This is a genomic window from Enterococcus sp. DIV1096b, assembly GCF_050498765.1.
Lineage (GTDB): Bacteria > Bacillota > Bacilli > Lactobacillales > Enterococcaceae > Enterococcus_D > Enterococcus_D entomosocium.
The window spans coordinates 296,496-322,803 of sequence record NZ_JBMHEK010000001.1; the positions used below are offsets into that span (position 1 = coordinate 296,496).

Sequence of the window (26,308 nt, forward strand, 5' to 3'; positions counted from 1 at the left end):
TAAGGAGGACTATCTAAGTGAAGGTAACGAATATCAGCGCAAGTCAGTTTCAAGAAATGGTGCAGGCAGGCGCGGCTCGTCTACAAGTTAATGCAGAGTTTGTCAACTCATTGAATGTGTTTCCTGTTCCAGATGGAGACACCGGGACAAACATGAATCTATCCATGACCAGTGGAGCAAAAGCTGTCGCAGATGCGACTTCAGAAAACGTCGGCGATCTTGCCGCTACACTTTCAAAAGGACTATTGATGGGCGCACGTGGGAATTCCGGCGTCATTTTGTCTCAATTATTCCGCGGTTTTTCTAAAGCTATCCCGACCGCAGAAACACTCACTGCACCAGAATTGGCTCAAGCCTTTACTCATGGAGTAGAAACCGCCTATAAAGCAGTCATGAAACCTGTGGAAGGAACCATCTTGACTGTGGCACGCATCTCAGCTGAATATGGCGAGAAAAAAGCACAAACTACCGATGATTGTATCGAAGTGATGAAAGCCGTGGTTCACGGCGCAAAACGTTCATTGGCGAAAACCCCTGATCTATTGCCCGTCTTAAAAGAAGTCGGCGTGGTAGATAGCGGCGGTCAAGGATTGTTGTTTATCTATGAAGGCTTCTTAAATGCATTGACTGGGGAATACCCAGCCGATGAAATCTTCGAACCTTCCCCAGCGGCTATGGACGAAATGGTCAATGCCGAACATCATCGCAGCGTTCAAGGGCACTTAGCGACAGAAGACATCACCTTTGGTTACTGTACAGAAATCATGGTGAAGATCGGTGAAGGTCCGACTGTAGATAGTGAATTTGATTATGAAACATTCCGTAATTACTTAAACGAGTTAGGGGATTCCTTATTAGTGGTCAATGACGATGAGATCATCAAAGTCCATGTCCATACGGAACATCCCGGCGAAGTTATGAATTATGGTCAAAAATTCGGTTCGTTGGTGAAAATCAAAGTCGATAACATGCGTCTTCAGCATGAAACGATCTTGGAACACGATCAGCAAGAAGCAAAAACTGCACCAGTAAAACGTCCGCGGACACCATTTGCGATCATCGCGATCGCGGCTGGCGAAGGCTTGAAAGAATTGTTTACTAGCCTAGGCGCTTCTTATGTCATCAGTGGTGGCCAAACGATGAACCCAAGTACAGAAGACATTTTGGTGGCAATCAATGAAGTCAATGCTGATCAAGTGATCGTATTACCGAACAACAAAAATATCTTTATGGCTGCGCAGCAAGCAGCGGAAGTTTCCGAGATTCCAGTAGCGGTTGTTGAAACACGGACGATCTCTCAAGGGATGACGGCGATGCTAGCCTTCCACGAGCAATCCACACTAGCTGAAAACCAGCAAGCGATGACTGATGTCTTAGCAAGTGTTGTCAGTGGCTCAGTGACCCATGCGATCCGTAATACATCAATTGATGGCATCGAAATCACAGAAGGCGACTTCTTAGGAATGGTGGACGGCAAAATCGTTGTTTCTGTTCCTGATCGTTTCTCTGCTTCTATGACTACCTTAGAAAAAATGATCACAGAAGATACTGAGATCGTCACCATCATTATCGGTGAAGAAGGCAAAGCCAAAGAAGCAGCGAAAATCGAAGATGCGATCGTTGAACTGCATCCTGAGATCGAAGTAGAGATCCATCAAGGAGATCAGCCGGTTTATCCATATCTTTTCTCAGCAGAATAAACAAATTAGGCGGCGGGGGCAAAAATCGTAGATGATTTTTGGCTCCGTCTTTTTCTATGAATGCAGGAACCCCTGCAATGAATCAAAATCACTTTTGGAAAAGGAGGGTACCTATGCTGAATCAGCCACTTACGGTATTAAAGGGTGTCGGAGAAAAACGCGCCCAAGACTTGGCGAGTTTAGGAATCGAAACCATCGAAGACCTGCTAAAGTATTACCCGTTTCGTTATGAAGACATTCAAGAACGGCAATTAGCGGAGATTCAAGACCAAGAAAAAGTAACGATCAAGGGGATCGTCGTTTCCCCACCGGTCGTCAATCGCTTTGGTTACAAGAAAAGTCGGTTGCAATTTCGCATGATGCAAGACCACGATGTCTTTAATGTCTCCTTTTTCAATCAGCCTTATTTGAAGGACAAAGTAGAGGTCTCAGAAGAGATCGCCGTCTATGGCAAATGGGACGCCAAACGCAAAGGACTGACGGGAATGAAAATTCTCGGCAGCAAGAGCGCAGAAGACTTTGCCCCAATTTATCATGTCAATAAAGCCGTGCGTCAAAGTGTGTTGATCGAACTGATCAAACAGGCATTCCTTGATTTTGGTGATCAGATCACGGAGATCTTGCCTTTGTCATTGATCGAAAAATATCGGTTGTTGGATCGAAAATCCGCGATGTTTGCAATGCATTTTCCCAAAGATCCCCAAGAGAGCCATCAAGCGAAGCGTCGGGTGATTTTTGAAGAGTTTTTTTTGTTCCAAATGCAGATCCAAGGACTGAAGAAAAGCGAAAAAGCCGAGAAAAACGGCTTGGCGATCGATTATGATGTGCAACGCTTGAAAGAATTTACTCGTAAACTGCCCTTTGAATTGACGAATGCGCAAAAGCGCGTGACCAATGAAATCTGCCATGACCTGAAAAGTCCGCAGCACATGCAGCGGCTCTTACAAGGAGATGTAGGGAGCGGGAAAACAGTCGTTGCGGCGATCGCCCTCTATGCTACGATGACGGCTGGCTTTCAGGGCGCACTGATGGTGCCGACTGAAATTTTGGCCCAACAGCACCTAGAAAGCTTGAATCAACTCTTTGACCCCTTAGAAGTGACCACCGCTCTTTTGACAGGCTCGACCAAACCAAAAGAACGGCGGGTCATCTTAGAACAATTAGCAGCCGGGGAGATCGACATCATCGTTGGGACCCATGCACTGATTCAAGAAGGGGTAGACTTTGCACATCTTGGCTTAGTCATCACCGATGAACAACACCGTTTTGGGGTCAATCAGCGAAAAGTATTAAGGGAAAAAGGCTATCTGCCTGATGTGCTCTTTATGACCGCCACACCGATCCCACGTACACTAGCGATCACCGCCTATGGCGAAATGGATGTTTCGGTGATCGATGAAATGCCGGCAGGACGGATTCCTGTAGAGACTCGCTGGGTCCGGCCACCGCAGTTTGAATCGATCTTAGAGTGGGCGCAAAAAGAATTGGCACAGGGGCATCAGATGTATGTCATCTGTCCTTTGATCGAAGAATCCGAAATGCTGGATGTCAAGAATGCCACGGAGATTTATGAGCAGCTGCAAAGTTATTTTTCCCCAACCTATCAAGTAGGGATGTTGCACGGGAAAATGAAGAATCAAGAAAAAGACACTATTATGGAAGCATTCAAAGAAAATCAACTGCAGATCTTGGTTTCCACGACGGTCATCGAAGTAGGGGTCAATGTTCCCAATGCGACAGTGATGCTGATCATCGATGCTGATCGTTTCGGATTAGCCCAGCTCCACCAATTACGTGGACGGGTAGGACGCGGCGCCGATGCTTCTTACTGTATTTTGATCGCGAACCCGAAAAATGAGACGGGGGTCGAACGAATGAAAATCATGACAGAAACCACCAACGGCTTTGTAGTCAGCGAAAAAGACCTGCAGTTGCGGGGGCCAGGAGAAGTCTTCGGCAATCGACAATCGGGCTTGCCAGAGTTTGCGGCTGCCGATTTGGTCGCGGATGCCCATATTCTAGAAGTGGCACAAGTCGAAGCTACCCAGCTTTGGCAAAAAAACAGCTGGCAGCTGTTGCCAGAATTTTCGGCATTGGCGAACTATTTGGCAGCAAAAAAAGCAGACAAACAATTTTTTGATTAAAGAATATGCTATACTGATTGGGAAAATGAAGGGAGTGGCAGCGAGATGCGGATTGCTGTTGATGCAATGGGCGGAGACAACGCCCCAAAAGCGATCGTAGAAGGAGTCATGCTGGCGAAAAAAGACTTTCCAGAGATTGAATTCCTCCTTTACGGAAAAGAAAATGAAATCAAAAAATACATGACGGATGATAAAAATGTCACAATCATCCACACAGATGAAAAAATCAATAGTGATGACGAACCCGTCAAAGCAATCAGACGGAAAAAAACCGCTTCAATGGTCTTAGCGGCACAAGCAGTGAAAAATGGCGAAGCAGATGCGATTTTTTCAGCTGGAAATACCGGTGCCTTGTTAGCGGCTGGTTTGTTTATCGTCGGTCGGATCAAAGGAATCGATCGTCCAGGATTGATGTCCACAATGCCAGTGATCGGCAAAGATGCTGGCTTTGATATGCTGGATCTAGGTGCCAATGCCGACAATAAACCAGAACATTTGGCAAACTATGCCGTCTTAGGATCCTTTTACGCCCAAAAAGTTCGTGGGATCAATCGACCACGGGTCGGCTTGTTAAATAACGGAACGGAAGAAACCAAAGGTAGTGAATTAACGAAAAAAGCCTTTGAACTGCTGTCAGCGGATCCTACGATCCACTTTATCGGCAATGTCGAAGCCCGGGAATTACTGGATGGTGCAGCTGACGTCGTCGTGACAGATGGCTTTACTGGGAACGCTGTTTTGAAATCGATCGAAGGAACCGCCTTGAACTTGATGGCGTTGTTGAAACAATCGATTCTTGATTCAGGTACCAAAGGAAAATTAGGCGCATTGTTACTGAAAGATGCATTGCGGAAAGTGAAAAATGAAATGGATTATGCGAAACATGGCGGGGCCGTATTGTTTGGTTTGAAAGCACCAGTCATCAAAACCCATGGTGCGACAGGACCAGAAGCGGTAGCGTACACCATCAAGCAGATCCATACGATGCTAGCAACAGATGTCGTGGCACAATTGGTCGCCCACTTTGAAGAAATGCCGGCTGCAAAAGACGAAACGCAATCATAATGCAATCATTGTAATGAAATTGCAAAAAAATCTAGACAAAAAGCATAGAAAGCAGTACAATGTTTGTTAGCCATTCTATGTTTTGTGCAAACGCGTGGAGGTGAAGCCAGTTGACACGAGATGAAGTATTCAAGAAAGTTGCGGTCGTGATCGCCAATCATTTTGAAATTGACGCAGAGAACGTAACGGATACGATGAGCATTAAAGACGACTTGAACGCTGATTCGATCAGTGTGATGGAATTCGTCCTTGAACTAGAAGATGAATTTGGTACCGAGATTTCTGATGAAGATGCCGAGCAGATCGAAACAGTCGGTGGAGCGGTTGATTATATTTCAAGCCATCTTGCTTAAGACAGACATAAGAGCTAAGTCCTAGATGACTTAGCTCTTTCTTTCTCATAATTGATCCGCTGTGATTTGGGCGGCTTTTCTTTAGAATCGAAATCAAAAAAACGATCGTTAAACCTGACATGACGGCGTTGGAAGCGTAATGTAAATTTTCTGAAAATTCAGTGTATTAAGTTTTCTGGGACTTGCATTATTGTTAGCATTTCTATATAATTATTAAGAATATATTATACAATGTTAAGAAAGCTTTTGGAAATGAAATGCATGTTCCTTCTTTTTTACATTAAAACGCAAGACATCTTAGAAAGTAGAGAGGGGTATTCGATTGTCCAGAGATAATCAATTACTAGATGTTCAAAACCTTCACACAGGTTTTCGTATCAAAGACGATTACTATGACGCAGTAGATGGTATTTCTTTTACACTGGATCGTAATGAGATCTTAGCAATCGTAGGAGAATCTGGTTGCGGAAAAAGTACGTTGGCTACAACGATCATGGGGCTACATGACCCAAACAACACGAAAATCACTGGGGAAATCTTATATAAAGATTTAAACTTGTCAAACTTAAATGAAACGTTATACAACAAAATTCGCGGAAATGATATTGGGATGATTTTCCAAGATCCGTTGTCTGCACTGAATCCGTTGATGCGGATCGAAGACCAAATCAAAGAAGGTTTGTCTTATCATACAGATATGAATGCCGAACAGCGCCAAGCACGAGCATTAGAATTATTAGAACAAGTTGGGATTCCAAATCCGCCACGTGTAGGACGTCAATACCCTCATGAATTGTCTGGTGGGATGCGTCAGCGGGTCATCATCGCGATCGCGATTGCTTGTAAACCGCCAATCATCATTGCGGATGAGCCAACGACAGCGTTGGACGTGACGATCCAAGCACAGATCCTTGATCTACTAAAAGATTTGCAAGAAGAAACGCAAACGGGGATCATTTTGATCACCCACGATTTAGGTGTCGTAGCAGAGATGGCCGACCGAGTAGCCGTAATGTATGGGGGACAGTTTGTGGAAGTCGCATCAGCCGAAGAGTTGTTTGCCAATCCGAAACATCCATACACCCGCTCATTGCTTAACTCGATCCCTCAAGAAAATTCTCAAGACAGTGAACTGCATGTGATCGAAGGGGTGGTTCCTTCCTTGAAAAATATGCCTCGGACTGGTTGTCGGTTTGCTGCACGGATTCCTTGGATCCCTGAAAGCGACCACGAAGCAAACCCAGTCTTGCATGAAGTAGCACCTGATCATTTGGTCCGTTGCACATGCTACAAGCATTTTCATTTTAGAGACGAAGAAGGAGAAGTGTAGATGACAGAATTAATTACAATCAAAGATCTGAAAGTCCACTATCCTATTCGCAGCGGATTCTTCAACCGCGTCACGGATCACGTGTACGCCGTTGATGGTGTGGACTTCGTCATTGAAAAAGGAAAAACCTACGGATTGGTTGGTGAGTCTGGTTCTGGTAAATCCACAACTGGGAAAGCTATCGTTGGGTTAGAAAAAATCACTAGCGGCGAAATCATTTATGATGGGCAAGACGTGACTAAACGTTCTGTCCGCAAGAAAATGAACTACAACAAAGATGTCCAAATGATTTTCCAAGATTCAATGTCTAGCTTGAATCCTAAAAAACGTGTGGTGGACATTATCGCAGAACCATTGCGCAACTTTGAACGCTTAAGCGATCAAGAAGAGAAAACACGTGTGAAAAGTTTGTTGGATATCGTTGGGATGCCAGAAGATGCCCTATACAAATATCCTCATGAATTCTCTGGCGGACAACGTCAACGGTTAGGGGTTGCCCGTGCGGTAGCTTCCAATCCAAAACTGATCGTCGCCGATGAGCCGGTTTCAGCTCTTGACTTATCCGTGCAAGCACAGGTACTGAACTTTATGAAACGGATCCAGCAAGAATTCGGCTTAAGTTTCTTATTTATCTCTCATGACTTAGGGGTCGTAAAACATATGTGCGACAATATCGCCATCATGTACAAAGGCCGCTTCGTTGAGATCGGGACACGGGAAGATATCTACCAAGACCCGCGTCACATCTATACAAAACGTTTATTATCAGCGATTCCTCAAATCGACGTAAAAAATCGCGATGCTCACAAAGAAAACCGCCGCAAGGTCGAGTTGGAATATGTGACCCATCAAAAAGATTACTACGACGAATCTGGCAGAGTGTATGACTTGCGTAAAATCACCGAGTCGCACCAAGTCGCATTGAAAAACGGGGGTGCTGAATAATGTGGAAAACAATTCTACGTCGTTTGTTGTTGATGATCCCACAAGTCATTATTTTGAGTATCTTGATTTTCTTGATCGCACAAGCAATGCCTGGGGATCCATTTACTGGTTTGATCAATCCAAACCAAGATCCAGCTGTTATTGAGCGGATGCGTGAAGCCGCTGGTTTGAATGACCCATGGTATACCCAGTATTTCCGCTGGATCGGAAATGCCTTAAAAGGGGACTTTGGACAAAGCTTCATCTTTAAATTGCCTGTTTCAACATTATTAGCAGGACGTATCAGCAATACATTGTGGTTATCCTTATTGACGGTCATTTTGACTTACGTGATTGCCATTCCTTTAGGGATGTGGGCAGGACGTTACCAAAATTCATTGCTTGATAAAGTCGTCGTTGTTTACAACTTCTTCAGTTTCGCCGTACCGTTGTTTATCTTTGCGTTGATCGCATTGTTCATCTTCGGTTACCGATTGGCTTGGTTCCCAACGGGTGGTTCCGTTGCACCGGGGGTCAGCGGCATGGCTGAGTTTTGGAGTCGCTTGTATCACCTACTATTACCGGCAATCACTTCTGCATTATTAGGAACAGCAGTGACGATCCAATACTTGCGAAGTGAAGTCATTGATTCGAAATCATTGGATTTCGTTCGTACCGCTCGTTCAAAAGGGGTACCAACGAACAAAGTCTTCTCACGTCACGTTTTCCGGAATGCATCGTTGCCGATCGCATCACAAATGGGCTACGAGATCACGTCATTGATCGCAGGTTCTGTGGTCATTGAGAAAATCTTCGCCTACCCAGGTGTCGGAAAACTGTTTATCGATAGTATCGTCCAACGGGACTATGCCGTGATCACTTCACTGACATTGATCTTAGGACTAGCGACCTTGATCGGTACGCTGCTGTCAGATATCATCATGAGTATTGTCGATCCAAGAATCAGAATCCAGTAATAGGAGGGGATAAATGTGTCTGAAAAGAAAGAAAAAGTACTAAAACAAGAGAGCATCCCGCCTATGGGATTGAAAATGATTTTTCGCGAATTCTTAAAAGATAAAATGGCGATTTTTTCATTAGTTTTGTTAGTCGCAGTTTTATTATTCGTGTTTATCGGCTCGGCAGTTATCGATCAATCACAAGTGATGCGTGTCAGCATCCTTGATAAATATGCTGTACCTGGCGCGATTTCGCCAAACGGCGGCACCTACCTTTTAGGGGCGGATGAAGGTGGCCGTGATGTTTGGGGACAATTGATCATCGGTGCGCGTAACTCAATCTTGATTGGTTTTTCAATCACGATCATTACGTCGATCGTTGGGGTCGGATTAGGGATCATCTCAGGTTACTACGGCGGCATCATTGATAACATTTTGATGCGTATCGTTGACTTCGTTATGATTTTGCCGATCATGTTGATCATTATCGTTATCGTATCGATCGTACCTCGTTATAACGTTTGGACCTTTATATGGGTCATGAGTGCCTTTTACTGGGTCGGAAAAGCAAGGCTCTTCCGAAGTAAGACCCTTTCAGAAGGCCGTCGCGACTATGTTAGTGCATCGAAAACCCTCGGAACCAATGACTTTGTCATCATGTTCCGCGAAATCATGCCGAACCTTAGCTCATTGATCATCACCAACTTAACAATGAACTTTGCAGCGAATATCGGTATTGAAACGACACTAACATTCTTAGGTTTTGGTCTGCCGACCAATGTTCCAAGTTTGGGAACACTGATCGGATATGCCAGCAGCGGTGATGTGCTGGTCAACAGACAGTGGATCTGGTTACCCGCATCAATTCTAATTTTAGTCTTGATGTTGAGTATCAATTACGTTGGTCAAGCATTTAAGCGTTCAGCGGATGCGCGTCAACGACTAGGATAAACAAGGAGGATACAGGATGAAGAAAAATATTTTTGGTATGGTCACTCTTTTGTCAGTGTTAGCATTGGCAGCTTGTGGCAGCAACGGCGGCGGAACCGATTCTTCTGGTGGCGGCAATGCAGCGACAGAAACAGAAGATATCAGCTCAATGCCAACAGAAGTCAACAATGACGAGGATGCAATCGAAGGCGGAACATTGGACGTTGCAGTAGTGATGGATACGCAGTTCCAAGGGTTGTTCCAAACAGAATTTTATCAAGATAACTATGATTTCCAATTTATGCAACCAAGTAATGAAAGTTTGTTCTTAACAGACGCCGATTTCCGAATCGTTGATGGTGGTGCGGCTAATCTTGAATTAGACGAAGAGAACAACACAGCAACAATCACATTGCGGGACAACTTGAAATGGTCTGACGGTGAAGATGTAACGGCAGATGACGTGATCTTCTCTTATGAAGTAATCGGTCATAAAGATTATACAGGTATCCGTTACGATAATAACTTTACTAACATTGTTGGTATGGAAGATTATCATGATGGCAAATCTGATACAATTTCTGGTATCACCAAAGAAAGTGACAAAGTTGTTAAAATTCAATACAAAGAAGTTCATCCTGGTATGATGCAAGCAGGTGGCGGTATTTGGTCTTCAGCATTACCAAAACACGCCTTTGAAGGAATTGAAGTCAAAGACATGGAATCAAGCGATCCTGTTCGTAAAACACCAATCGTCTTTGGTCCATATGTAATGTCAAATATTGTTGCAGGAGAATCTGTTGAGTATGTACCAAATGAGTACTACTATGGCGGCGCTCCTAAAATGGATAAATTATCATTTAAAGCTGTTCCAACTTCTTCAATCGTAGAAGCTTTGAATGCGAAACAATATGATATTGCATTGTCAATGCCAACAGATACGTACCCAACCTACAAAGATACTGATGGTTACCAAATCTTAGGTCGTCCTGAACAAGCCTATACTTATATCGGCTTTAAATTGGGGACTTGGAATGATGAAGAAGGAAAAGTTAATTACGATCCTGATTCAAAAATGGCGGATAAATCATTGCGTCAAGCAATGGGCTATGCATTAGATAATGATGCTGTCGGAAGTCGTTTCTATAATGGCTTGCGTACAAATGCAACGACATTGATCCCACCAGTATTCGGCACATTGCACAACACCGAAGTAGAAGGCTACACATTAAACATCGACAAAGCAAATCAATTACTTGATGATGCTGGTTATAAAGATGTCGATGGTGATGGCATGCGTGAAGACAAAAATGGTGAGAAATTAACCATCAACTTTGCTTCAATGTCAGGTGGCGAAACAGCACAACCATTAGCAGATTACTACATTCAACAATGGAATGAAATCGGCCTTGATGTACAGTACACAACTGGTCGTTTGATTGACTTCCAAGCATTCTATGACAAGCTGAAAAATGATGATCCTGAAGTTGATGTTTACCAAGGTGCATGGGGAACTGGATCAGATCCTTCTCCAACTGGCCTTTATGGACCAAACTCAGCATTCAACTACACTCGTTTTGAATCTGAAGAAAACACGAAGCTATTAGAAGCAATCGATTCAAAAGATTCATTTGACGAAACAAAACGTAAAGAAGCATTTGATGCATGGCAAGAATATGCTGCAGATGAAGCATTCGTAATCCCAACACTTTATCGTAATGAAGTTTTACCAATTTCAAATCGCGTGAAAGACTTTACATGGGCATATGATGCAGACCATAACACATGGGCAACAGTTTCAGTTACAGCTGAATCTCGTTAATCAATGATCGTTGAAAAGGCGTCCTTTCTGGGACGTCTTTTTTCTTGTTTTTTTGCAGGTATCTGAGGAAAACAGGCTTTTTTTATACAGGAGAAGAATAAGTAGATAAAATTTTATTACGGTCTTTCCAAGAATTTGGAGGAAACATTTCATAATTCGGCAAAAACCAGTATAATAGGGAAGTGTCGATAAACTAATGAAGGAATGTGACAAATGAATACACAATTAACGAAAGAACTAAAAGAAAAGTTTGATATTGTGTTCCATGATGTAGATCTGCTTGAACAAGCGTTTACGCATTCATCTTATGTGAATGAGCACCGCAACTTGCACTTGTCAGATAACGAACGTTTAGAGTTTTTGGGCGATGCTGTCTTAGAGTTGATCGTTTCACGGTATTTGTATCGTGAATTGCCAGATCTGCCCGAAGGTAAGCTGACGAAGCTACGGGCGGCAATCGTTCGCGAAGACAGTTTATCCATGTTTGCCAAAGATTGCCGATTCGATGAATACATTCGTCTAGGCAAAGGGGAAGAAAACTCTGGCGGTCGTAAACGACCTTCTTTGCTTTGTGATCTATTTGAAGCCTTTTTAGGTGCGTTATACTTGGACCAAGGACTGGAAAGTGTCAGCGGCTTTTTGACGAAAGTTGTTTTTCCAAAAGTAAAAGCAGGTGCTTTTTCCCATGAGATGGATCACAAGACCCGCTTGCAAGAAGTCTTGCAACGTGGCGGCGATGTTTCCATCAACTATCGTTTGATCAAAGAAGCAGGCCCCGCCCATGAACGGATTTTTTGGACGGAAGTCTATTGCGATGATACCTTGATCGGAAAAGGACAAGGAAAATCGAAGAAATTATCAGAACAGGACGCCGCGGCGAATGCCTTGGCGGATCTTGAACAGTAAGAGAGGACTGGCGGAGTGTATTTAAAACGAATAGAGATTGCCGGCTTTAAATCCTTTGCCGACCGCACAGTCATTGATTTCGAACATCGTGTGACTGCAGTCGTCGGACCAAATGGCAGCGGCAAGAGCAATATTACCGAAGCGATTCGTTGGGTTTTAGGAGAACAATCTGCCAAAAATCTACGTGGTGGCAAAATGCCTGATGTTATTTTTGCAGGTTCTGACACCCGCAGAGCGCTAAATATAGCGGAAGTGACGATCGTTTTAGACAATAGCGATCATTACTTACCGATGGATTACAGTGAGATCAGCGTGACTCGCCGCTTGAGAAGAACCGGCGAAAGCGACTTTTTCTTAAATAAACAAGCTTGCCGCTTAAAGGACATCCAAGAGTTATTCATGGATTCTGGGTTGGGGAAAGAATCATTTTCGATCATTTCCCAAGGCAAGGTAGAAGCAATTTTCAGCAGCAAACCAGAAGACCGTCGTGGGATTTTTGAAGAAGCGGCGGGGGTATTGAAGTACAAACAGCGGAAAAAGAAAGCCGAGCAAAAGTTGTTTGAAACGGAAGACAATTTAAGCCGTCTACAAGATATCATTTATGAACTAGAAGATCAGTTGGTGCCTTTGGCAGCCCAAAGTGACGCAGCCAATCGCTTTTTAGCGTTAAAAGAAAAATTGACGACGGTTGATGTGGCCTATGCGGTCTTAGAGATCACGAAAGCAAAAGAAGCGTGGGAGACAGCCAAAGCTCAACTGAGTACCTTTAACCAAGAACTGGCGCAGATTTCCGAAAAGATCAACCAAGGGGAACTGTCGCTACATTCTTTGCGGCAACAACGTACCGCCTTTGATGAAACGTTGGAGCGTTTGAATCAGCAGCTTTTAGAGGTCACCGAAGGACTGAAGCAAGCTGAAGGACAAAAAGAAGTCTTGGATGAACGATCAAAACATACGCAAAAAAGCTCTGCGGAATACCAAGAAACCTTAGAGGAAGTAACGGAACGGGTCACGCTTTTAAATGAAGAAAAAGCGGAACTGATTGGCTTGCTTTCACAAAAGAATCGGAGTGTGCAGGAAGTTGAAGCAGCGATGCTGGCGTGTCAGCAAGAGCGGGAAAAGTACCAACGTTCAGCAAAAGAAATCATTGAAGAATTGCGTAGCCAATATGTCGAAGCCATGCAAGAGCAGGCAACGATCGGAAACGAATTGAAATACTTGGAGCGTCAATACCAGCAAGAAGCCGCGAAAAATCAAACGGCGTTGAGCAAGCAGACGCAAATGAATACGTCGTTGAAAGAAAAGACGACGGAAGCGCAAATCGTGGAAGAACAGCTAACGCAGGCTAAGGTGATTTTAGAAGAACAACGCAAGCAATACATCCATCTTCAAGAAAAAGCTCAGACCAACAAAAAACGCTTTGATGAAGAACAAAAGAAAATGTATCAGTTAATGAGTCAAGTGCAGCAGGTACGAGCGAAACAGCGCAGTCTGCAAGACATTCAAGAAAATTATAGCGGCTTCTATCAAGGCGTTCGCTTGATTTTGAAAAACAAACAGCAAATCAGCGGCATCGTTGGCGCAGTAGCGGAGTTGATCGATGTGCCACAAGACTATACCGTGGCGATCGAGACCGCACTAGGCGCCGCTGCACAGCATGTCGTCGTTAAAAATGAACGAGATGCACGGTCAGCCATCACGTATTTGAAAGAAAATCGCGGCGGTCGTGCCACTTTCTTACCGTTGACGACCATCAAAGCCCGTCATTTGCCAGATTATGCCCGCAATCAAGCCAAGCAAGTGTCTGGCTTTATCGGTGTTGCCAGCGAATTGGTACAGTCGTCTGAACACGTTCAAACCATTACGGATAACTTGTTAGGTAGTATCTTGATTGCCGAAGACTTGCAAAGTGCCAATGCGTTAGCACGGGCATTGAACTATAGCTATCGGGTCGTTTCTTTAGAAGGGGATGTCATGAATGCTGGCGGTTCCATGACGGGTGGCGCAACGAAGAAAAATGCCGGTAGTTTGTTTAGCCAAAGCAATGAGCTGCAACAATTGACGGCACAAGCGGCGCAACTGGATGAGCGGCTTTTAAAAACGGAAAAGCAAGTCCAGCATTTTGAAGCAGCGACCAAAGAAGCACAAGCAGCACTAGAAGAATTGCGGACGCAAGGGGAACAGGCTCGTATGACGGAGCATGAGCTGCAAAGCCGCTTACAAAATCTTGAGAATGACCTGAGCCGCTTGAAGCAAGAGCAGCAAGTGTTTGATTTTGAACATCGCGAAGTGCAAGCCTTCTTTGAAGAATATGATGAGAAGAAGACGAGTTTGGAAGAACAGCAAAAGAATATTGCGGCGCAATTGGCGAAAATCGATCAAGATATTCATCAAATGAATGCCGAAGAAGACTTGATCGAGGAAAAACGCCAAACCTTAGCACAAGAAAGTGCGCGCTTGCAGGCAGCTTTCGCCGTTCAAAAAGAACAAGTGGCGCATTTGCAGCAAAAAATTGCCGCTACGAATCAAGCATTGGAAGAAAACGAAGCGCGTCAGCACTCCTTAGAACGGCAGTTAGCTGCCTTGACAAGTAACGTCAGCGATCATGAGTTTTCAGAAGAAAACATTCTTCAGCGAATTGAAGCATTCACAAAAACCAAGCAGCAGGTAACAGCGGAATTGACGGTGATTCGTGAACAACGGCAAGTGGTTCAACAAGAAATCGGCGCATTAGACGAATCCCTGAGTGCTGAAAACTTAACGCAAAAAGAAAAGCTGTCAGAAAAAACTGAAGTTGAGATCGAAAAAAATCGCGCAGAATTGGTGATGGACAATCGTTTGTTGTATTTACAAGAAGAATACAATCTCACCTTTGAAAAGGCCGCGCAAGATTTCCCTGAAATCGAGGATGCAGAACAAGCCAAAATCGACATTCAGGAACTAAAACATGCGATCGAGCAAATTGGTCCAGTCAATTTAAATGCGATCGAACAATATGAACAAGTCAATCAACGGCATTTGTTCTTAACGAGTCAGCGAGATGATCTGCTGTCGGCTAAAGCACAGCTGTTTGATACGATGTCTGAAATGGATGAAGAAGTCAAAACCCGTTTCGGCGAAGTCTTCGATGCGATCCGTCTGCAATTCAAACAAGTATTTCCTAATATGTTTGGCGGCGGTCATGCGGAATTAGTCTTAACAGATCCGAAAGATTTATTGAACACTGGGATCGAGATTGAAGCCCAACCACCGGGCAAGAAATTGCAAAACCTCAGCTTGCTATCAGGGGGCGAACGGGCGCTGACTGCGATTGCGTTATTGTTTTCCATTATTCAAGTTCGTCCAGTACCGTTTTGTGTGCTTGACGAAGTGGAAGCAGCATTGGATGAGGCCAATGTCTCTCGTTTCGGTCATTACTTGAGTGCTTTCCAAAATGATACGCAGTTTATCGTCGTGACCCACCGCAAAGGAACGATGGAAGCCGCAGATGTGTTGTATGGTGTGACCATGCAAGAGTCCGGAGTGTCGAAGACCGTGTCCGTGCGCTTAGAAGAAGTGCGTGAAGGCGGTAGTTTTGCAGCAGATCAAGCATAGAGGAGGAATGGTATGATTAAACTGATTGCGATCGATTTAGACGGAACGTTATTGAATGACAAAAAAGAAGTGACTCCTCGCAACAAAGAGGTACTTGCTCGTGCTAAAGCACAAGGCGTGAAAATCGTTATTTGTACCGGACGTCCGTTGCGGGCGATCCGTCCCTATTTAGAAGAATTATCGCTGAAAGAACCCGGCGACTACAGTATCACCTTTAACGGCGGTTTGGTTCAAAAAAATGAGACTGGCGAGATCATTGAAAAAGCAGCGATGCAGCTGGCAGATATCCATGAATTGGTTTCAGTGGCGGAAGACTTAAATTTGCCTCTAGACGTGGTATCAGAAGAGATCGTCTTGAGTTTGCCGACTTCAGCAGCGCATCCATCGATTTATGGCTCCTTGAATCCTTTATTGGATTGTCGTCCTTTTGCCGTAGCTGATCTGGATGAATCGATGCTCTATAATAAAGCGGTGATCGCCTACCATCAGGAAGTTTTGGATCCTAAGATCCCTGAGATTTCCTCAGAGATCCGCGAGAAATATGAAATCATCAAAAGCCGGAATAACCTGTTGGAATTTATGCCTAAAGGAATCACCAAAGCCTATGGTATCAGCCTATTGGCGCAAGATTTAGGGATCAAGCAAGAAGAAGTGATGGCGATCGGTGATGAAGAAAATGACTTGCCGATGATTCGCTATGCAGGGATTGGCGTAGCGATGGCCAATGCCGTGCCAATCATTAAAGAAGCGGCTGACGTTGTCACCCTTTCAAACCAAGAAGACGGTGTGGCAGCAGTGATTGAAGAATATGTCTTAAAAGGAGGTGCGTAAGATGGGATTTTTTGACAAAATCAAAAAAGCGCTGATTGGAGAAACCAAAGAAGCAGAGCAAGAAATCGACAAACCGATAGTCGATGCTGACTCACCAGAGGCACAGCGTTCAGAAGAAAGACAGCCAGCACAAACTCCTGCTGAACATGAAGCTTCAGAACCAGTGGCACCTGCAGACGCCGCCGACTCCAGTGATTTGGAGGCAGAGCAAGAAACTGCGGAAACTTTTCCACAGCAAGAAGCAACGGTAGCGAATAAAGTAGAAGAAGCACCAAGTGTTCCAGTTGAAGTGGCTAAGGATACACCATCAGAGGAAGTACCAGCTTCTGAACCAATCCTTCAAGCAGCGCCAGAGACGGAAAGTGTGCAGGACAAATACACCAAAGGATTGACGAAATCACGGAAAACCTTTGGGCAACGGATGAACGAATTGTTTGCCAACTTCCGTACGGTGGACGAAGACTTCTTCGAAGAAGTGGAAGAAACGCTGATCGGCGCAGACGTCGGCTTTGATGCGGCGATGAAGATCGCGGATGCATTGAGACAAGAAGTCAAATTGCGTAATGTGAAGAAAACGGCAGATGTCCAAAATGTCATCATCGAAAAACTGGTTGACCTATATGGGGAAGCGGGTGTCGGTGAAGTCAACGAGTTGAACATGCAACCGGGGTTGACCGTCATTTTATTTGTTGGCGTGAACGGTGTTGGGAAAACCACCAGCATCGGGAAATTAGCCCATCAATTCAAAGCCGAAGGCAAGAAAGTCTTATTGGCTGCAGCGGATACTTTCCGTGCCGGTGCCATCGATCAATTAGTGGTCTGGGGTGAACGGGCTGGGGTTGAAGTCGTTCGTGGCAATGCAGGAGGCGATCCAGCAGCGGTTGTGTTTGATGCGATGGAGCGCGCAAAACGAGAAAATGCTGACGTTTTATTAGTAGATACAGCTGGTCGTTTGCAAAACAAAGTCAATTTGATGAACGAATTAGAAAAAATCAAACGGATCATTCAGCGAGTGGACCCAACGGCCCCTCATGAAGTCTTGCTCGTGTTGGATGCAACAACGGGGCAAAATGCCATGAATCAAGCAAAACAGTTTAAAGAGACGACGGATGTTTCTGGCCTCGTCTTAACCAAACTTGATGGCACAGCTAAAGGAGGGATCGTCTTGGCGATCCGTAACGAGCTGCGGCTGCCAGTCAAATTAGTGGGACTTGGAGAAGGCATCAACGATTTAGAACCATTTGATCCAAATGAATTTGTCGTCGGCTTATTCAAAGGCTTGATCAAAGAATAAAAAAAGAAGAGCCCTGTGTCAGGTCAAATACCTGCACATGGCTCTCCTTTATTGTTGCTTTTGTGAGATCAAAGGGAAGAGAAAACGGGTCGTCGTCTCTTTCCATGAGCTTGACTTGTGACGGAAAGCTGAGAACACTTGGCGTGGCAAATGTGGGTACAGCGATGCACGACTTTGCCAAAAATCAGGAAAAGCAGTTTGAACGATTCGTTTTCTTCTGCGCTGTCTAAAAACTTTGGGAAGTATCAGGCAGAATACAACGAGTTGAACGAGGGGGAAAGATTATTTCTTAAGTTCCCCTTGGCGCTCAGTGATCATTTTTTCCAAGTTGTTCAACGTATCGATATCTTTATTGGTTTCGATAAAGTTCGTAATCAAATTCAATAAAGATTGATCAGACAATTCTGCTGCTAAGAAGTCTTCTTGGGTCACATTCGGAGAATACAACCGAGTCAAAACAGTACCGCTGTAGCCGATATCTGCTACTTTCAATAAGTCGTGGTTTTTTAGTTTACGTACGACTGCTTGAATGGTATTCTTGCTTAGATCTTGCTGTTGGACAGCAATGTCATTTGCAGAAAGAGGTTTGTCTGAATTCCAGAAGATATTCATGATTTGACGTTCGCGTTTGGTAAGATTAAGTGGCTTCATTCACTATTCTTCCTTTCAAAAAAGAGTAATATGGACATAATAATTTACTGTTCTATAAGCAGTATACTTTATTTTGAAGGTAAATATCAAATTTATTCAAGTATTTTATAAATTCTTGGTAATTTTAGTAAGAGATATTACAAGTGAGGAGCAAATTTCTGCATTTTTCACCATTTTTCACTATAATAGATGGAAAGAAACAGAATATAAGAAAAAAATAGTAGAAGAACATAGAGGGCAGTCGAATGAAAATAAAAACATTGTTATCACATAAAGAGCTTTTTCCCTATTTATTGAAAGGACGCTATGGGATTGAGCGTGAAGCGCAACGGGTGCGGCTCGATGGGACGTTCGCGGGAACCGATCATCCGAAAGCGCTGGGCAATCGGCGCTTCCATCCCTATATCCAAACGGATTTTGCGGAAAATCAACTGGAACTGATCACGCCGGTCGCGGATTCAGTGGATGAATTGTTCCGTTTCTTAGGGGCCATCCACGATGTGGCATATCGTTCAATGGCAGCAGAAGAAATGCTCTGGCCTTTGAGTATGCCACCGGCTTTACCAGAAAAAGAAGAAGACATCGTCATTGCTAAATTAGACCAATTTGAAGATGTGCTCTACCGCCGCTATTTGGCCAAAACTTATGGTCGCCGTAAGCAAATGGTCAGTGGGATACATTTCAATTTTGAATTTGCGGAAGACTTTTTGCAGCAACTGTATGCTTTATCTGAAACGAAGGAAAGCTATCAAGCCTTTAAAACGGCGCTTTATTTGAAAGTAACTCGCAATTATTTGCATTATCGCTGGTTTTTGACGTATTTCTTTGGGGCGACCCCTGCATCAGAAGCCAATTATTTTACGACAGAAAACGGACCGCAAGAACCAGTCCGCAGTATTCGCAATAGCCGTTATGGCTACACGAATCACGAAGACGTCAAGGTATCTTATGCTTCGTTAGAGACCTATCTTGCGGATATTGCCAACTTAGTGGAGACAGGAAAGCTTTCAGAAGAAAAAGAATTTTATGCGCCAGTGCGTTTACGTGGGGGAAAACGGGTCGCAGATCTAGCCTCAGCTGGTATCCGTTATATTGAGTTAAGAAATATCGATATCGATCCCTTTGCCCGCTATGGCATTTCCAAAGAGCAAGTCGCGTTCTTACATTTCTTCTTATTGTTTTTAAGTACAAAAGAAGAAGGCAGCGATGCCGATACGTGGATCGAAGAAGGCAATCAGAAAAATGATCAGGTCGCATTAGAACACCCACTTGCACGATTGACTTATCAGCAAGAAGCGCAAGCACTGATTGCTGAAATGATGGACTTTGCCCAAGCCCTTGAGCTGCCGCATCCGCCATTTTTGGATCAGCTTTCTGAGATGCTGGCTGAACCAGAAAGAACCTTCGCTGGACGTCTTTTCTCAGCGAGTCAAGCAACCAGCCAAGCGCAGACAGCAACATTGCTGGGACAAAAGTATCATCATGCTGCTTGGGAAAAACCGTATCAATTGGCTGGTTTTCGAGCAATGGAATTGTCGACCCAGATTCTCTTGTTCGATGCGATCCAAAAAGGTATCGAAGTGACGGTACTGGATGAAACGGATCAGTTCTTGAAATTAGCCGTGAAAGACCACATCGAATATATTAAAAATGCCAATATGACCAGTAAGGATCAGTACATCGTCCCATTGATCATGGCGAATAAAACGGTCACTAAAAAAATCTTAGCCGAAAATGGCTTTCATGTACCAGGTGGCGCTGAATTCGCTTCGGCAGAAGAAGCAATCGCGTTTTATCCGCAGATCGCCCACAACGGGTTTGTGGTAAAACCGAAAACCACCAACTATGGGATCGGTATCTCGATTTTCAAAGAAGGTGCCTCTTTAGAGGATTATCAAGCGGCGGTCGCCATTGCCTTTGCGGAAGATGATTCGATCCTCGTTGAGACCTTTTTATCAGGGACGGAATATCGGTTCTTCGTGATCGATGGGCGAGTCGATGCGATTTTATTACGTATCCCAGCCAATGTCGTGGGTGACGGCAAGCGCACGATCACGGAACTCGTCGCAGAGAAAAATCTCGATCCATTGCGCGGCACCCATCATCGGACTCCATTAGAGTTGATCCAATTAGGGGAACTGGAACAACTGATGTTAAAAGAGCAAGGGTATCAAGTGGATTCAGTGCCAGAAGAGGGGCAGATCGTTTATTTGCGAGAAAACTCGAATATCAGTACTGGCGGTGATTCTATCGATGTAACGGATGACTTCAACGATGACTACAAACAAGTAGCAGTCGATGCGGTCGCCGCATTACAAGCGTCTATCAGCGGAATCGATCTGATTATTCCAGATAAAACCAAGCCAGCCAATGAACCGGGGGCTTATGGAATCATTGAAGCCAATTTCAACCCAGCGATGCATATGCACGTTTATCCATACAGCGGGAAAGGCCGACGCTTAACTATGTCTGTTTTACGCCTGTTGTTCCCTGAAGTCTTCGAGAGCTGATGGAAGCATAGAGAGCAAAGAACTGCACACTTTGGAAGGTGATTCCCTTCGAAAGTGTGCAGTCTTTTTATTAGGCTTCAAAAGCAGCAATCTCAATCGTTTGTTTTGTTTCTTCCACCTTGAGACCCGTTCGGGCTTCCCACCATTGTTTCATTTCTTTTTCATACGTGGTAGGAAAACGTTGGATCAAGGTCAATAACGGTACGCCTTGAATCGAGGCATAGGGAAAGTTTAAAACCAGATTGTACTTCAGTTCTGACAGGAGGCTATAATATTGAAACATCATAAAGTTCATTTCATTCTTATCCTCCAGCAGGAGCACTTTCGGAGCGCGATCCAGCATAAAACCCAAGCTGCGCATCATGAACAATACGCCATCTAGATGGCTGGATTCGATCGTAGGGGCCGTTTTCAACAAATCGATATGCAGATCCAAAGCATCAAGCAGTTCTTTCTTTAATGAAAGGTAGGGCGGTGTTGATTGTTCCATGATAGTTCCTCCTTTTAATGGAAAAGTCGTTTCCAAAATGACATTTTCTCTGGTTGTTCCTGCTCTTTATCCGATGGAGCGGCAGCTGCAGGGAATTTTTTTTCGATATCGATGACGTCTTGATTGACGGCTTCTTTCCCGGCAATCAGCAAGCCAATACTGTCTGGATCGGCATCTTGGGCATCGGAGACGATCCGAAATTCCATCTGTTGTTTGGTCAGTAAAGTGATGTAATCGGTCTGGATCGATTCTGGCAATTTTCCGTTGAGCAGCACGAGTGCTCCTTGATAATCTGGTAAGGCGTTTAAGAGCGTTTTCTGGTTGTCCTTCTTCTTCATTTCTGTTACTGTCATACTAAGATAACACCGTTCACGAAACGTGCCTAAATACTTGCGCTGTTCATCTGGGTTGACGCGAGGCGTCCCATACATTCCTGTATCAAGGCGTTTTTCTAATTCGTCTGACATTGAAGTATCCTCCTCAAAGCGTTTACTTATGTTTATTATAGCATATCCAGTAAATAGCAAAAGAGGGGTGCGATCGTGAGAGAGTTTTGATAGAAAGTAGGGATCCTATGACAACAAAAGAACGACATTTGCTATTATTAGCAGAAAATCAGCGGTTGGAGACACCGAGGCTGCTCTTGCGCCCCGTTTCCTTGGCGGATGCAGCGGACATGTTTGCCTATGCAAATGATGAAGAAACGACAGCCTTCGTCTTTGCTAGACATGGGTCGGTTGAAGAAACAAAACTGCGCATCGCCGAGTATTTTGTTGCTGCACCCTTAGGAAAATTTGCGATCGAAGAAAAAGACTCAGGCAAAATGATCGGGACCATCGATTTACGGGTGGAATCTGAAAAAGAGATCGCTGAGCTTGGTTATACATTAAGTCGCGATTACTGGGGGCAAGGGATCATGCCAGAAGCGGCAATGACACTGCTGCATTTTGGTTTTGAAACACTCGAATTGATTCGGATTTTTGCTCGACATGATGCCCGAAATCCCAAGTCTGGACGGGTCATGGAGAAAATTGGGATGAAATTGGAAGCAACGATCCCAGCTGCCCGCAAATCGGGTGAAGAAATCATCGATGAAGTCACGCGCGGCATCACCCTTGAGGAATGGAAAAAACGTATTATGTAAAGGAGGGCTCTCGTCATGGAACTGAACATTGAGCCAGCAGCAATTGAAAAAATAACCCCTTATGTGCAGCCAGACGATCGTCTCTATTTGGATTTTGAAGACGGCGTCGGTCCGTTTCCCGCAACGGAGATCACCTGCCGTTTGGACATCCATTTTCGCCTGATTATCGTGCCGCAAAGCTATCCAGAAGAAGGATTGGCGATCTACGACATCCCTTTAACGACACCATTAGGCACGATTTGGTTGAAGCAAGGGGCACAGGTGTATTTAGAAGAACAGACCCGGTTGCAGGTGGAACCGACCTATCAACGGTTGCAATTGATTGGAAATAGCGGGATCTTAGCTAACGATGTCCAATTGTTACGGATCGAAAAGCAGACGGCAGGCCACTGATATGGGCACGCTGGCGGTTATTAGCGACTTGCACGTCGATATCAACCAATTATTCGACCCCCATCTGAAGCTGATCGCTGATTATTTGCAGCAAAATCAGGTGACCCATCTGCATCTGGCAGGAGATGTGGCGAATAAAAAGCAACGGCTATTAGACGTGGTCGCATTTTTTCAAAGTCGACAGGTGCCAACGACCTTTCACTGGGGCAATCATGAAATGGTGGACTTGACGGAACAAGAGATCGAGGCTTTCGATGATCCCGCCTTTCTTAATTTTCAGACGTATCGCTTATCAGAAAAAACACTGCTGTTGGGAATCAATGGCTGGTATGACTACCAATATTCTGATCTGACCAGTGAATCTGAGATCTTGCGGCTGAAAAATTTGTTTTGGTATGACCGCATGATTCAGCGAAAGGGATCGGATAAGGAAATCAGTCAAGCCATTAATGAGCGTTTAGCGGAAACATTGGCCCGTTTGCCGCAAGACCAAGAAATTCTTCTTTCTACCCATTTTGTGCCCCAAGAAGCGTTTATTGTTCGTCAGACCGGCAAGTATGCCCGCTGGAACCACCTAAATGCGTTTTTAGGGTCGCCCGATTTTGGCGCAGTGATCGACCGCTACGCCAATGTTCGGGCAGTTGTCTTTGGGCATACCCATCGACGCTTTGAGAAAAAAGAACTTGCGGGAACCAGCTACTATTGCCGCCCCTTCGGCTACTATTATGAATGGCAGTTGACCCGCCGGTTCGTTATGGAAAATCACTTAGCAGAAGCATATTCGCCAACGAAAGTTCGGACGCTGCTGCGAAACCATCATGAGGCATTTGAGGACTATAAAACGACGCATCTTTTAGAAGAATTGGCGCAAGCGATCACACTACTGCCGTATTAGCGCAGCAACCGAGTCCTGCTTGTTTTCGTAATTGAATTTCCAAGCAATTTAAACCATTAGAAGAAAAACACAAAGGAGAAAAATTATGACATTTGAAGAAATCTTACCAGAATTAAAAGCCGGAAAAAAAATCATCCGTGAAGGTTGGGGCGGTTTTGAACTTTATGTGACATTCGTTGAAGGCGAAGTGTACGACAATGCCCCAGTCACCCCTTACTTTTTGATCAAAACAGCAGATGAGGGATTCTCGAGTTTCGCACCGACTGTTTGCGACATTCTTGCGGAAGATTGGAAAATCGTGGAATGACAGCATCGTGGATCGATGACAAAACGATTGTGTTTGTCACAGGAGCTGCTTCAGGCATCGGCAGAGCGCAAGCAGAGGCGTTTCTTGCAGAAGGCGCTCAAGTATTTGGGGTTGACTGCCAATCGTTTCCTGATACGCTTTTAGCCCAGCCCCGCTTTTTCGGCACGTGTTGCGATTTAGCGGTGGAAGAAAATTGTCTTGCAGCGGTCCAAGCTTGTGTTACACACTTTGGTGGCATGACGATCTTGTTGAATACAGCCGGGAAACTAGATGGCTATCATACGATCGCTGAGACGACATCAATGGAGTGGGAGGAGATATTTCAAACCAATGTCTCCAGCATGTTTTATTTAACGAAAGAAATTTTGCCGCTGATGCAAGCCAATGGTGGCGGAACGATCATTAATATGGCGTCGATCGCTGGAATGGTCGCAGGTGGAGGTGGGATCGCTTATACAACCGCAAAACACGCGATCGTCGGGTTTACCAAACAGTTGGCGTTGGATGTTGCAGATCAAGGGATCTCGGTGAAGGGCATCGCGCCAGGTGCGATTCAAACGCCGATGAATGCGGCTGATTTTGCCGGTGACGGAAAAATGGCGCAATGGGTGGCAGAGGAGACGCCGGTCAAGCGTTGGGCGCAACCAGAAGAAGTTGCAGCGCTGACCCTTTTTCTTGCCAGCCCGCAAGCTAGTTACTTGCAGGGGGCGATCGTGCCCATCGACGGTGGTTGGACCTTGAAATAACTAGCCTGAGCCCATTAGAGGAGGACGCCAATGAAGGAACAAGCGATCCAGAACTTGTTTGCAAAAAATCGTGAATGTCGACAACTGCTTACGATCATTGAAGCGTTACAGCTGCCGGATTGCTGGCTGTGTGCCGGGTACCTGCGGAATTATTTATGGGGTTTTCTCAGCGGAAAAATAGCGGAGGTGCCGATAACCGATATTGATGTCGTGTTTTATGATCCGACTGTAAGCGTAGAAGAAACAGCAGCGATCGAAGCGCAACTGCGCCGTTCGTTTCCCGAATTTCCTTGGGAGGTTCGAAATCAAGCATTGATGCACCAGCACAACTTTGCCGAGGAACCCACTTATACAAGTACCTTCGATGCTTTAACGAAGTTTCCAGAGCGTTGTACAGCGGTGGCGGCACGAATGAAACAAGGCGAGATTGAATTGATGGCGCCTTTCGGTTGGCAGGATGTTTGCAGTTTTCGGGTGCGTCCAACACCGCATTTCGCCCAAAATGACCAGTACCTTGCGGTTTACCGACAACGCCAAGCGATGAAGCAGTGGCAGAAAGTTTGGCCGCAGTTGTTGATTGAAGAGATCGACAACTAAAAAAGAACACTCGCGTGATGTGGCGATTTCCAAAAGTTAGACGAAAAAGCTAACTGATGGGAATCGCTGCATATGACGCGAGTGTTTTTTATTAACGCAAAGCCAGTCGTTGCGCCAAGCGGTTTCTTAAAAAGATACCTAGATAAGCTGCGGCAACGGCTTTGATGATCCCGGGGATAATAAACAAAACAAAACCACCGTTAAAAGCAGCCGGCCATGCCATGCCAGTGCTCCATTTCAGCCATAATGTACCAAACAACAAAGTTGCCAGCGCACCGACAATATTGCCAATCACTGCTCCTGTGTAGCGAAACGCCGTTTTTTCTACGACCAATCCAGTAAGCAATCCGTTAAAGAGGAAGCCGACTAAATAGCCTCCGGTTGGTCCTAACAAAACACCGATACCGCTGGAAAAACCAGCGAAAACGGGCAAACCGATCAATCCTAACAGCAAGTAGATGATGATCGCCATCGTTCCTGTTCGCGTGCCGAGGAAAGTCACCGCCAGTCCAATCGCAAAGGTTTGTCCTGTCAATGGGATCAAACCGAACGGAATCGTCAATTGGGAAAGACCAGCAATAATGATCGCAAATAATGCGGCATGGATTTGTTCACGTAATGATAATTTCATCGAATCCTTCTCTCTAGTAATAATTTCGTTAACCTAAAAAAGATTTATTTGGTTAACGAAATTATAAGCGGTGGTTTACCAAAAGTAAAGAA

The 26,308-nt window shown here is 44.8% G+C and carries 24 protein-coding genes; 20 read left to right on the forward strand and 4 right to left on the reverse strand.

Features of this window, described 5'->3' with window-relative positions; genetic code table 11:
• Positions 1-17 precede the first annotated feature (17 nt).
• From IGJ17_RS01445 to ftsY, 13 genes are all read left to right on the forward strand, one after another.
• Positions 18-1,700, forward strand: a complete 1,683-nt coding sequence (locus IGJ17_RS01445; protein WP_422705462.1) for a DAK2 domain-containing protein — start codon at positions 18-20, stop codon at positions 1,698-1,700.
• Positions 1,701-1,777: 77 nt separating this feature from the next.
• On the forward strand, positions 1,778-3,844 hold the full coding sequence (recG, locus tag IGJ17_RS01450) for an ATP-dependent DNA helicase RecG (protein ID WP_254904959.1): 2,067 nt from the start codon (positions 1,778-1,780) through the stop codon (positions 3,842-3,844).
• A gap of 45 nt (positions 3,845-3,889) precedes the next feature.
• Positions 3,890-4,909, forward strand: coding sequence for a phosphate acyltransferase PlsX (plsX, locus tag IGJ17_RS01455; RefSeq protein WP_005232496.1), 1,020 nt, complete (start codon positions 3,890-3,892; stop codon positions 4,907-4,909).
• Between the two features lie 110 nt (positions 4,910-5,019).
• Positions 5,020-5,262, forward strand: coding sequence for an acyl carrier protein (acpP, locus tag IGJ17_RS01460; RefSeq protein WP_005227129.1), 243 nt, complete (start codon positions 5,020-5,022; stop codon positions 5,260-5,262).
• A 322-nt stretch (positions 5,263-5,584) separates the two neighbouring features.
• Positions 5,585-6,592, forward strand: coding sequence for an ABC transporter ATP-binding protein (locus IGJ17_RS01465; RefSeq protein ID WP_005232494.1), 1,008 nt, complete (start codon positions 5,585-5,587; stop codon positions 6,590-6,592).
• Positions 6,593-7,537 carry an ABC transporter ATP-binding protein gene (locus IGJ17_RS01470; RefSeq protein ID WP_005232492.1) on the forward strand — a complete coding sequence of 315 codons (945 nt, stop codon included), beginning with the start codon at positions 6,593-6,595 and terminating at the stop codon, positions 7,535-7,537. It begins immediately after the preceding gene.
• Positions 7,537-8,493: an oligopeptide ABC transporter permease gene (gene opp4B, locus IGJ17_RS01475; RefSeq protein ID WP_005227132.1), complete on the forward strand. Its 957-nt coding sequence runs from the start codon at positions 7,537-7,539 to the stop codon at positions 8,491-8,493. The genes IGJ17_RS01470 and opp4B overlap by 1 nt, the downstream gene beginning before the upstream one ends.
• Before the next feature lie 63 nt (positions 8,494-8,556).
• Positions 8,557-9,426, forward strand: coding sequence for an ABC transporter permease (locus tag IGJ17_RS01480; protein WP_153883525.1), 870 nt, complete (start codon positions 8,557-8,559; stop codon positions 9,424-9,426).
• Between the two features lie 16 nt (positions 9,427-9,442).
• The gene (locus IGJ17_RS01485; RefSeq protein ID WP_429946970.1) at positions 9,443-11,227 is read left to right on the forward strand and encodes an oligopeptide ABC transporter substrate-binding protein; all 1,785 of its coding nucleotides are present in this window, start codon (positions 9,443-9,445) and stop codon (positions 11,225-11,227) included.
• Between the two features lie 213 nt (positions 11,228-11,440).
• Positions 11,441-12,133 (forward strand): ribonuclease III, encoded by a 693-nt coding sequence (gene rnc, locus IGJ17_RS01490; protein ID WP_005227136.1) that lies wholly within the window; start codon positions 11,441-11,443, stop codon positions 12,131-12,133.
• 15 nt (positions 12,134-12,148) lie between these two features.
• A complete protein-coding gene (gene smc, locus IGJ17_RS01495) occupies positions 12,149-15,727 on the forward strand; it encodes a chromosome segregation protein SMC (RefSeq protein WP_429946971.1) in 3,579 nt (1,192 codons plus the stop codon).
• A 12-nt stretch (positions 15,728-15,739) separates the two neighbouring features.
• On the forward strand, positions 15,740-16,558 hold the full coding sequence (locus tag IGJ17_RS01500) for a Cof-type HAD-IIB family hydrolase (RefSeq protein ID WP_016619609.1): 819 nt from the start codon (positions 15,740-15,742) through the stop codon (positions 16,556-16,558).
• Between the two features lies 1 nt (position 16,559).
• Positions 16,560-17,852: a signal recognition particle-docking protein FtsY gene (gene ftsY / locus IGJ17_RS01505; RefSeq protein WP_086316792.1), complete on the forward strand. Its 1,293-nt coding sequence runs from the start codon at positions 16,560-16,562 to the stop codon at positions 17,850-17,852.
• Between the two features lie 282 nt (positions 17,853-18,134).
• On the opposite strand, the gene IGJ17_RS01510 is transcribed toward ftsY, so the two are convergent.
• A complete protein-coding gene (locus tag IGJ17_RS01510) occupies positions 18,135-18,503 on the reverse strand; it encodes a BlaI/MecI/CopY family transcriptional regulator (protein ID WP_005227140.1) in 369 nt (122 codons plus the stop codon).
• Between the two features lie 245 nt (positions 18,504-18,748).
• Here IGJ17_RS01510 and gshAB point away from each other — a divergent pair, with 245 nt between their 5' ends.
• Positions 18,749-21,013, forward strand: a complete 2,265-nt coding sequence (gshAB, locus tag IGJ17_RS01515) for a bifunctional glutamate--cysteine ligase GshA/glutathione synthetase GshB (RefSeq protein WP_086316794.1) — start codon at positions 18,749-18,751, stop codon at positions 21,011-21,013.
• A 70-nt stretch (positions 21,014-21,083) separates the two neighbouring features.
• Here gshAB and IGJ17_RS01520 read toward each other — a convergent pair whose 3' ends face one another.
• Positions 21,084-21,503, reverse strand: a complete 420-nt coding sequence (locus IGJ17_RS01520) for a hypothetical protein (RefSeq protein WP_086316795.1) — start codon at positions 21,501-21,503, stop codon at positions 21,084-21,086.
• Positions 21,504-21,517: 14 nt separating this feature from the next.
• Positions 21,518-21,970, reverse strand: a complete 453-nt coding sequence (locus tag IGJ17_RS01525) for a YueI family protein (protein WP_429946973.1) — start codon at positions 21,968-21,970, stop codon at positions 21,518-21,520.
• A 107-nt stretch (positions 21,971-22,077) separates the two neighbouring features.
• On the opposite strand from IGJ17_RS01525, the gene IGJ17_RS01530 reads away from it, so the two are divergent.
• The 6 genes from IGJ17_RS01530 (at position 22,078) to IGJ17_RS01555 (ending at position 25,585) form a co-directional block, all read left to right on the forward strand.
• On the forward strand, positions 22,078-22,647 hold the full coding sequence (locus IGJ17_RS01530; RefSeq protein WP_422705458.1) for a GNAT family N-acetyltransferase: 570 nt from the start codon (positions 22,078-22,080) through the stop codon (positions 22,645-22,647).
• 15 nt (positions 22,648-22,662) lie between these two features.
• The gene (locus tag IGJ17_RS01535; protein WP_429946974.1) at positions 22,663-23,040 is read left to right on the forward strand and encodes an iron-sulfur cluster biosynthesis family protein; all 378 of its coding nucleotides are present in this window, start codon (positions 22,663-22,665) and stop codon (positions 23,038-23,040) included.
• A gap of 1 nt (position 23,041) precedes the next feature.
• Positions 23,042-23,935 carry a metallophosphoesterase gene (locus IGJ17_RS01540; protein WP_086316798.1) on the forward strand — a complete coding sequence of 298 codons (894 nt, stop codon included), beginning with the start codon at positions 23,042-23,044 and terminating at the stop codon, positions 23,933-23,935.
• Between the two features lie 85 nt (positions 23,936-24,020).
• Positions 24,021-24,242, forward strand: coding sequence for a DUF2829 domain-containing protein (locus tag IGJ17_RS01545; RefSeq protein WP_005227147.1), 222 nt, complete (start codon positions 24,021-24,023; stop codon positions 24,240-24,242).
• Positions 24,239-24,988, forward strand: a complete 750-nt coding sequence (locus tag IGJ17_RS01550) for a 3-oxoacyl-ACP reductase (RefSeq protein ID WP_005232459.1) — start codon at positions 24,239-24,241, stop codon at positions 24,986-24,988. The genes IGJ17_RS01545 and IGJ17_RS01550 overlap by 4 nt, the downstream gene beginning before the upstream one ends.
• A 30-nt stretch (positions 24,989-25,018) precedes the next feature.
• The gene (locus IGJ17_RS01555) at positions 25,019-25,585 is read left to right on the forward strand and encodes a nucleotidyltransferase family protein (protein WP_086316800.1); all 567 of its coding nucleotides are present in this window, start codon (positions 25,019-25,021) and stop codon (positions 25,583-25,585) included.
• Between the two features lie 91 nt (positions 25,586-25,676).
• Here the strand turns inward: IGJ17_RS01555 and IGJ17_RS01560 are convergent, their stop codons facing one another.
• Positions 25,677-26,216, reverse strand: a complete 540-nt coding sequence (locus tag IGJ17_RS01560; RefSeq protein ID WP_061053646.1) for a biotin transporter BioY — start codon at positions 26,214-26,216, stop codon at positions 25,677-25,679.
• Positions 26,217-26,308: the final 92 nt, after the last annotated feature.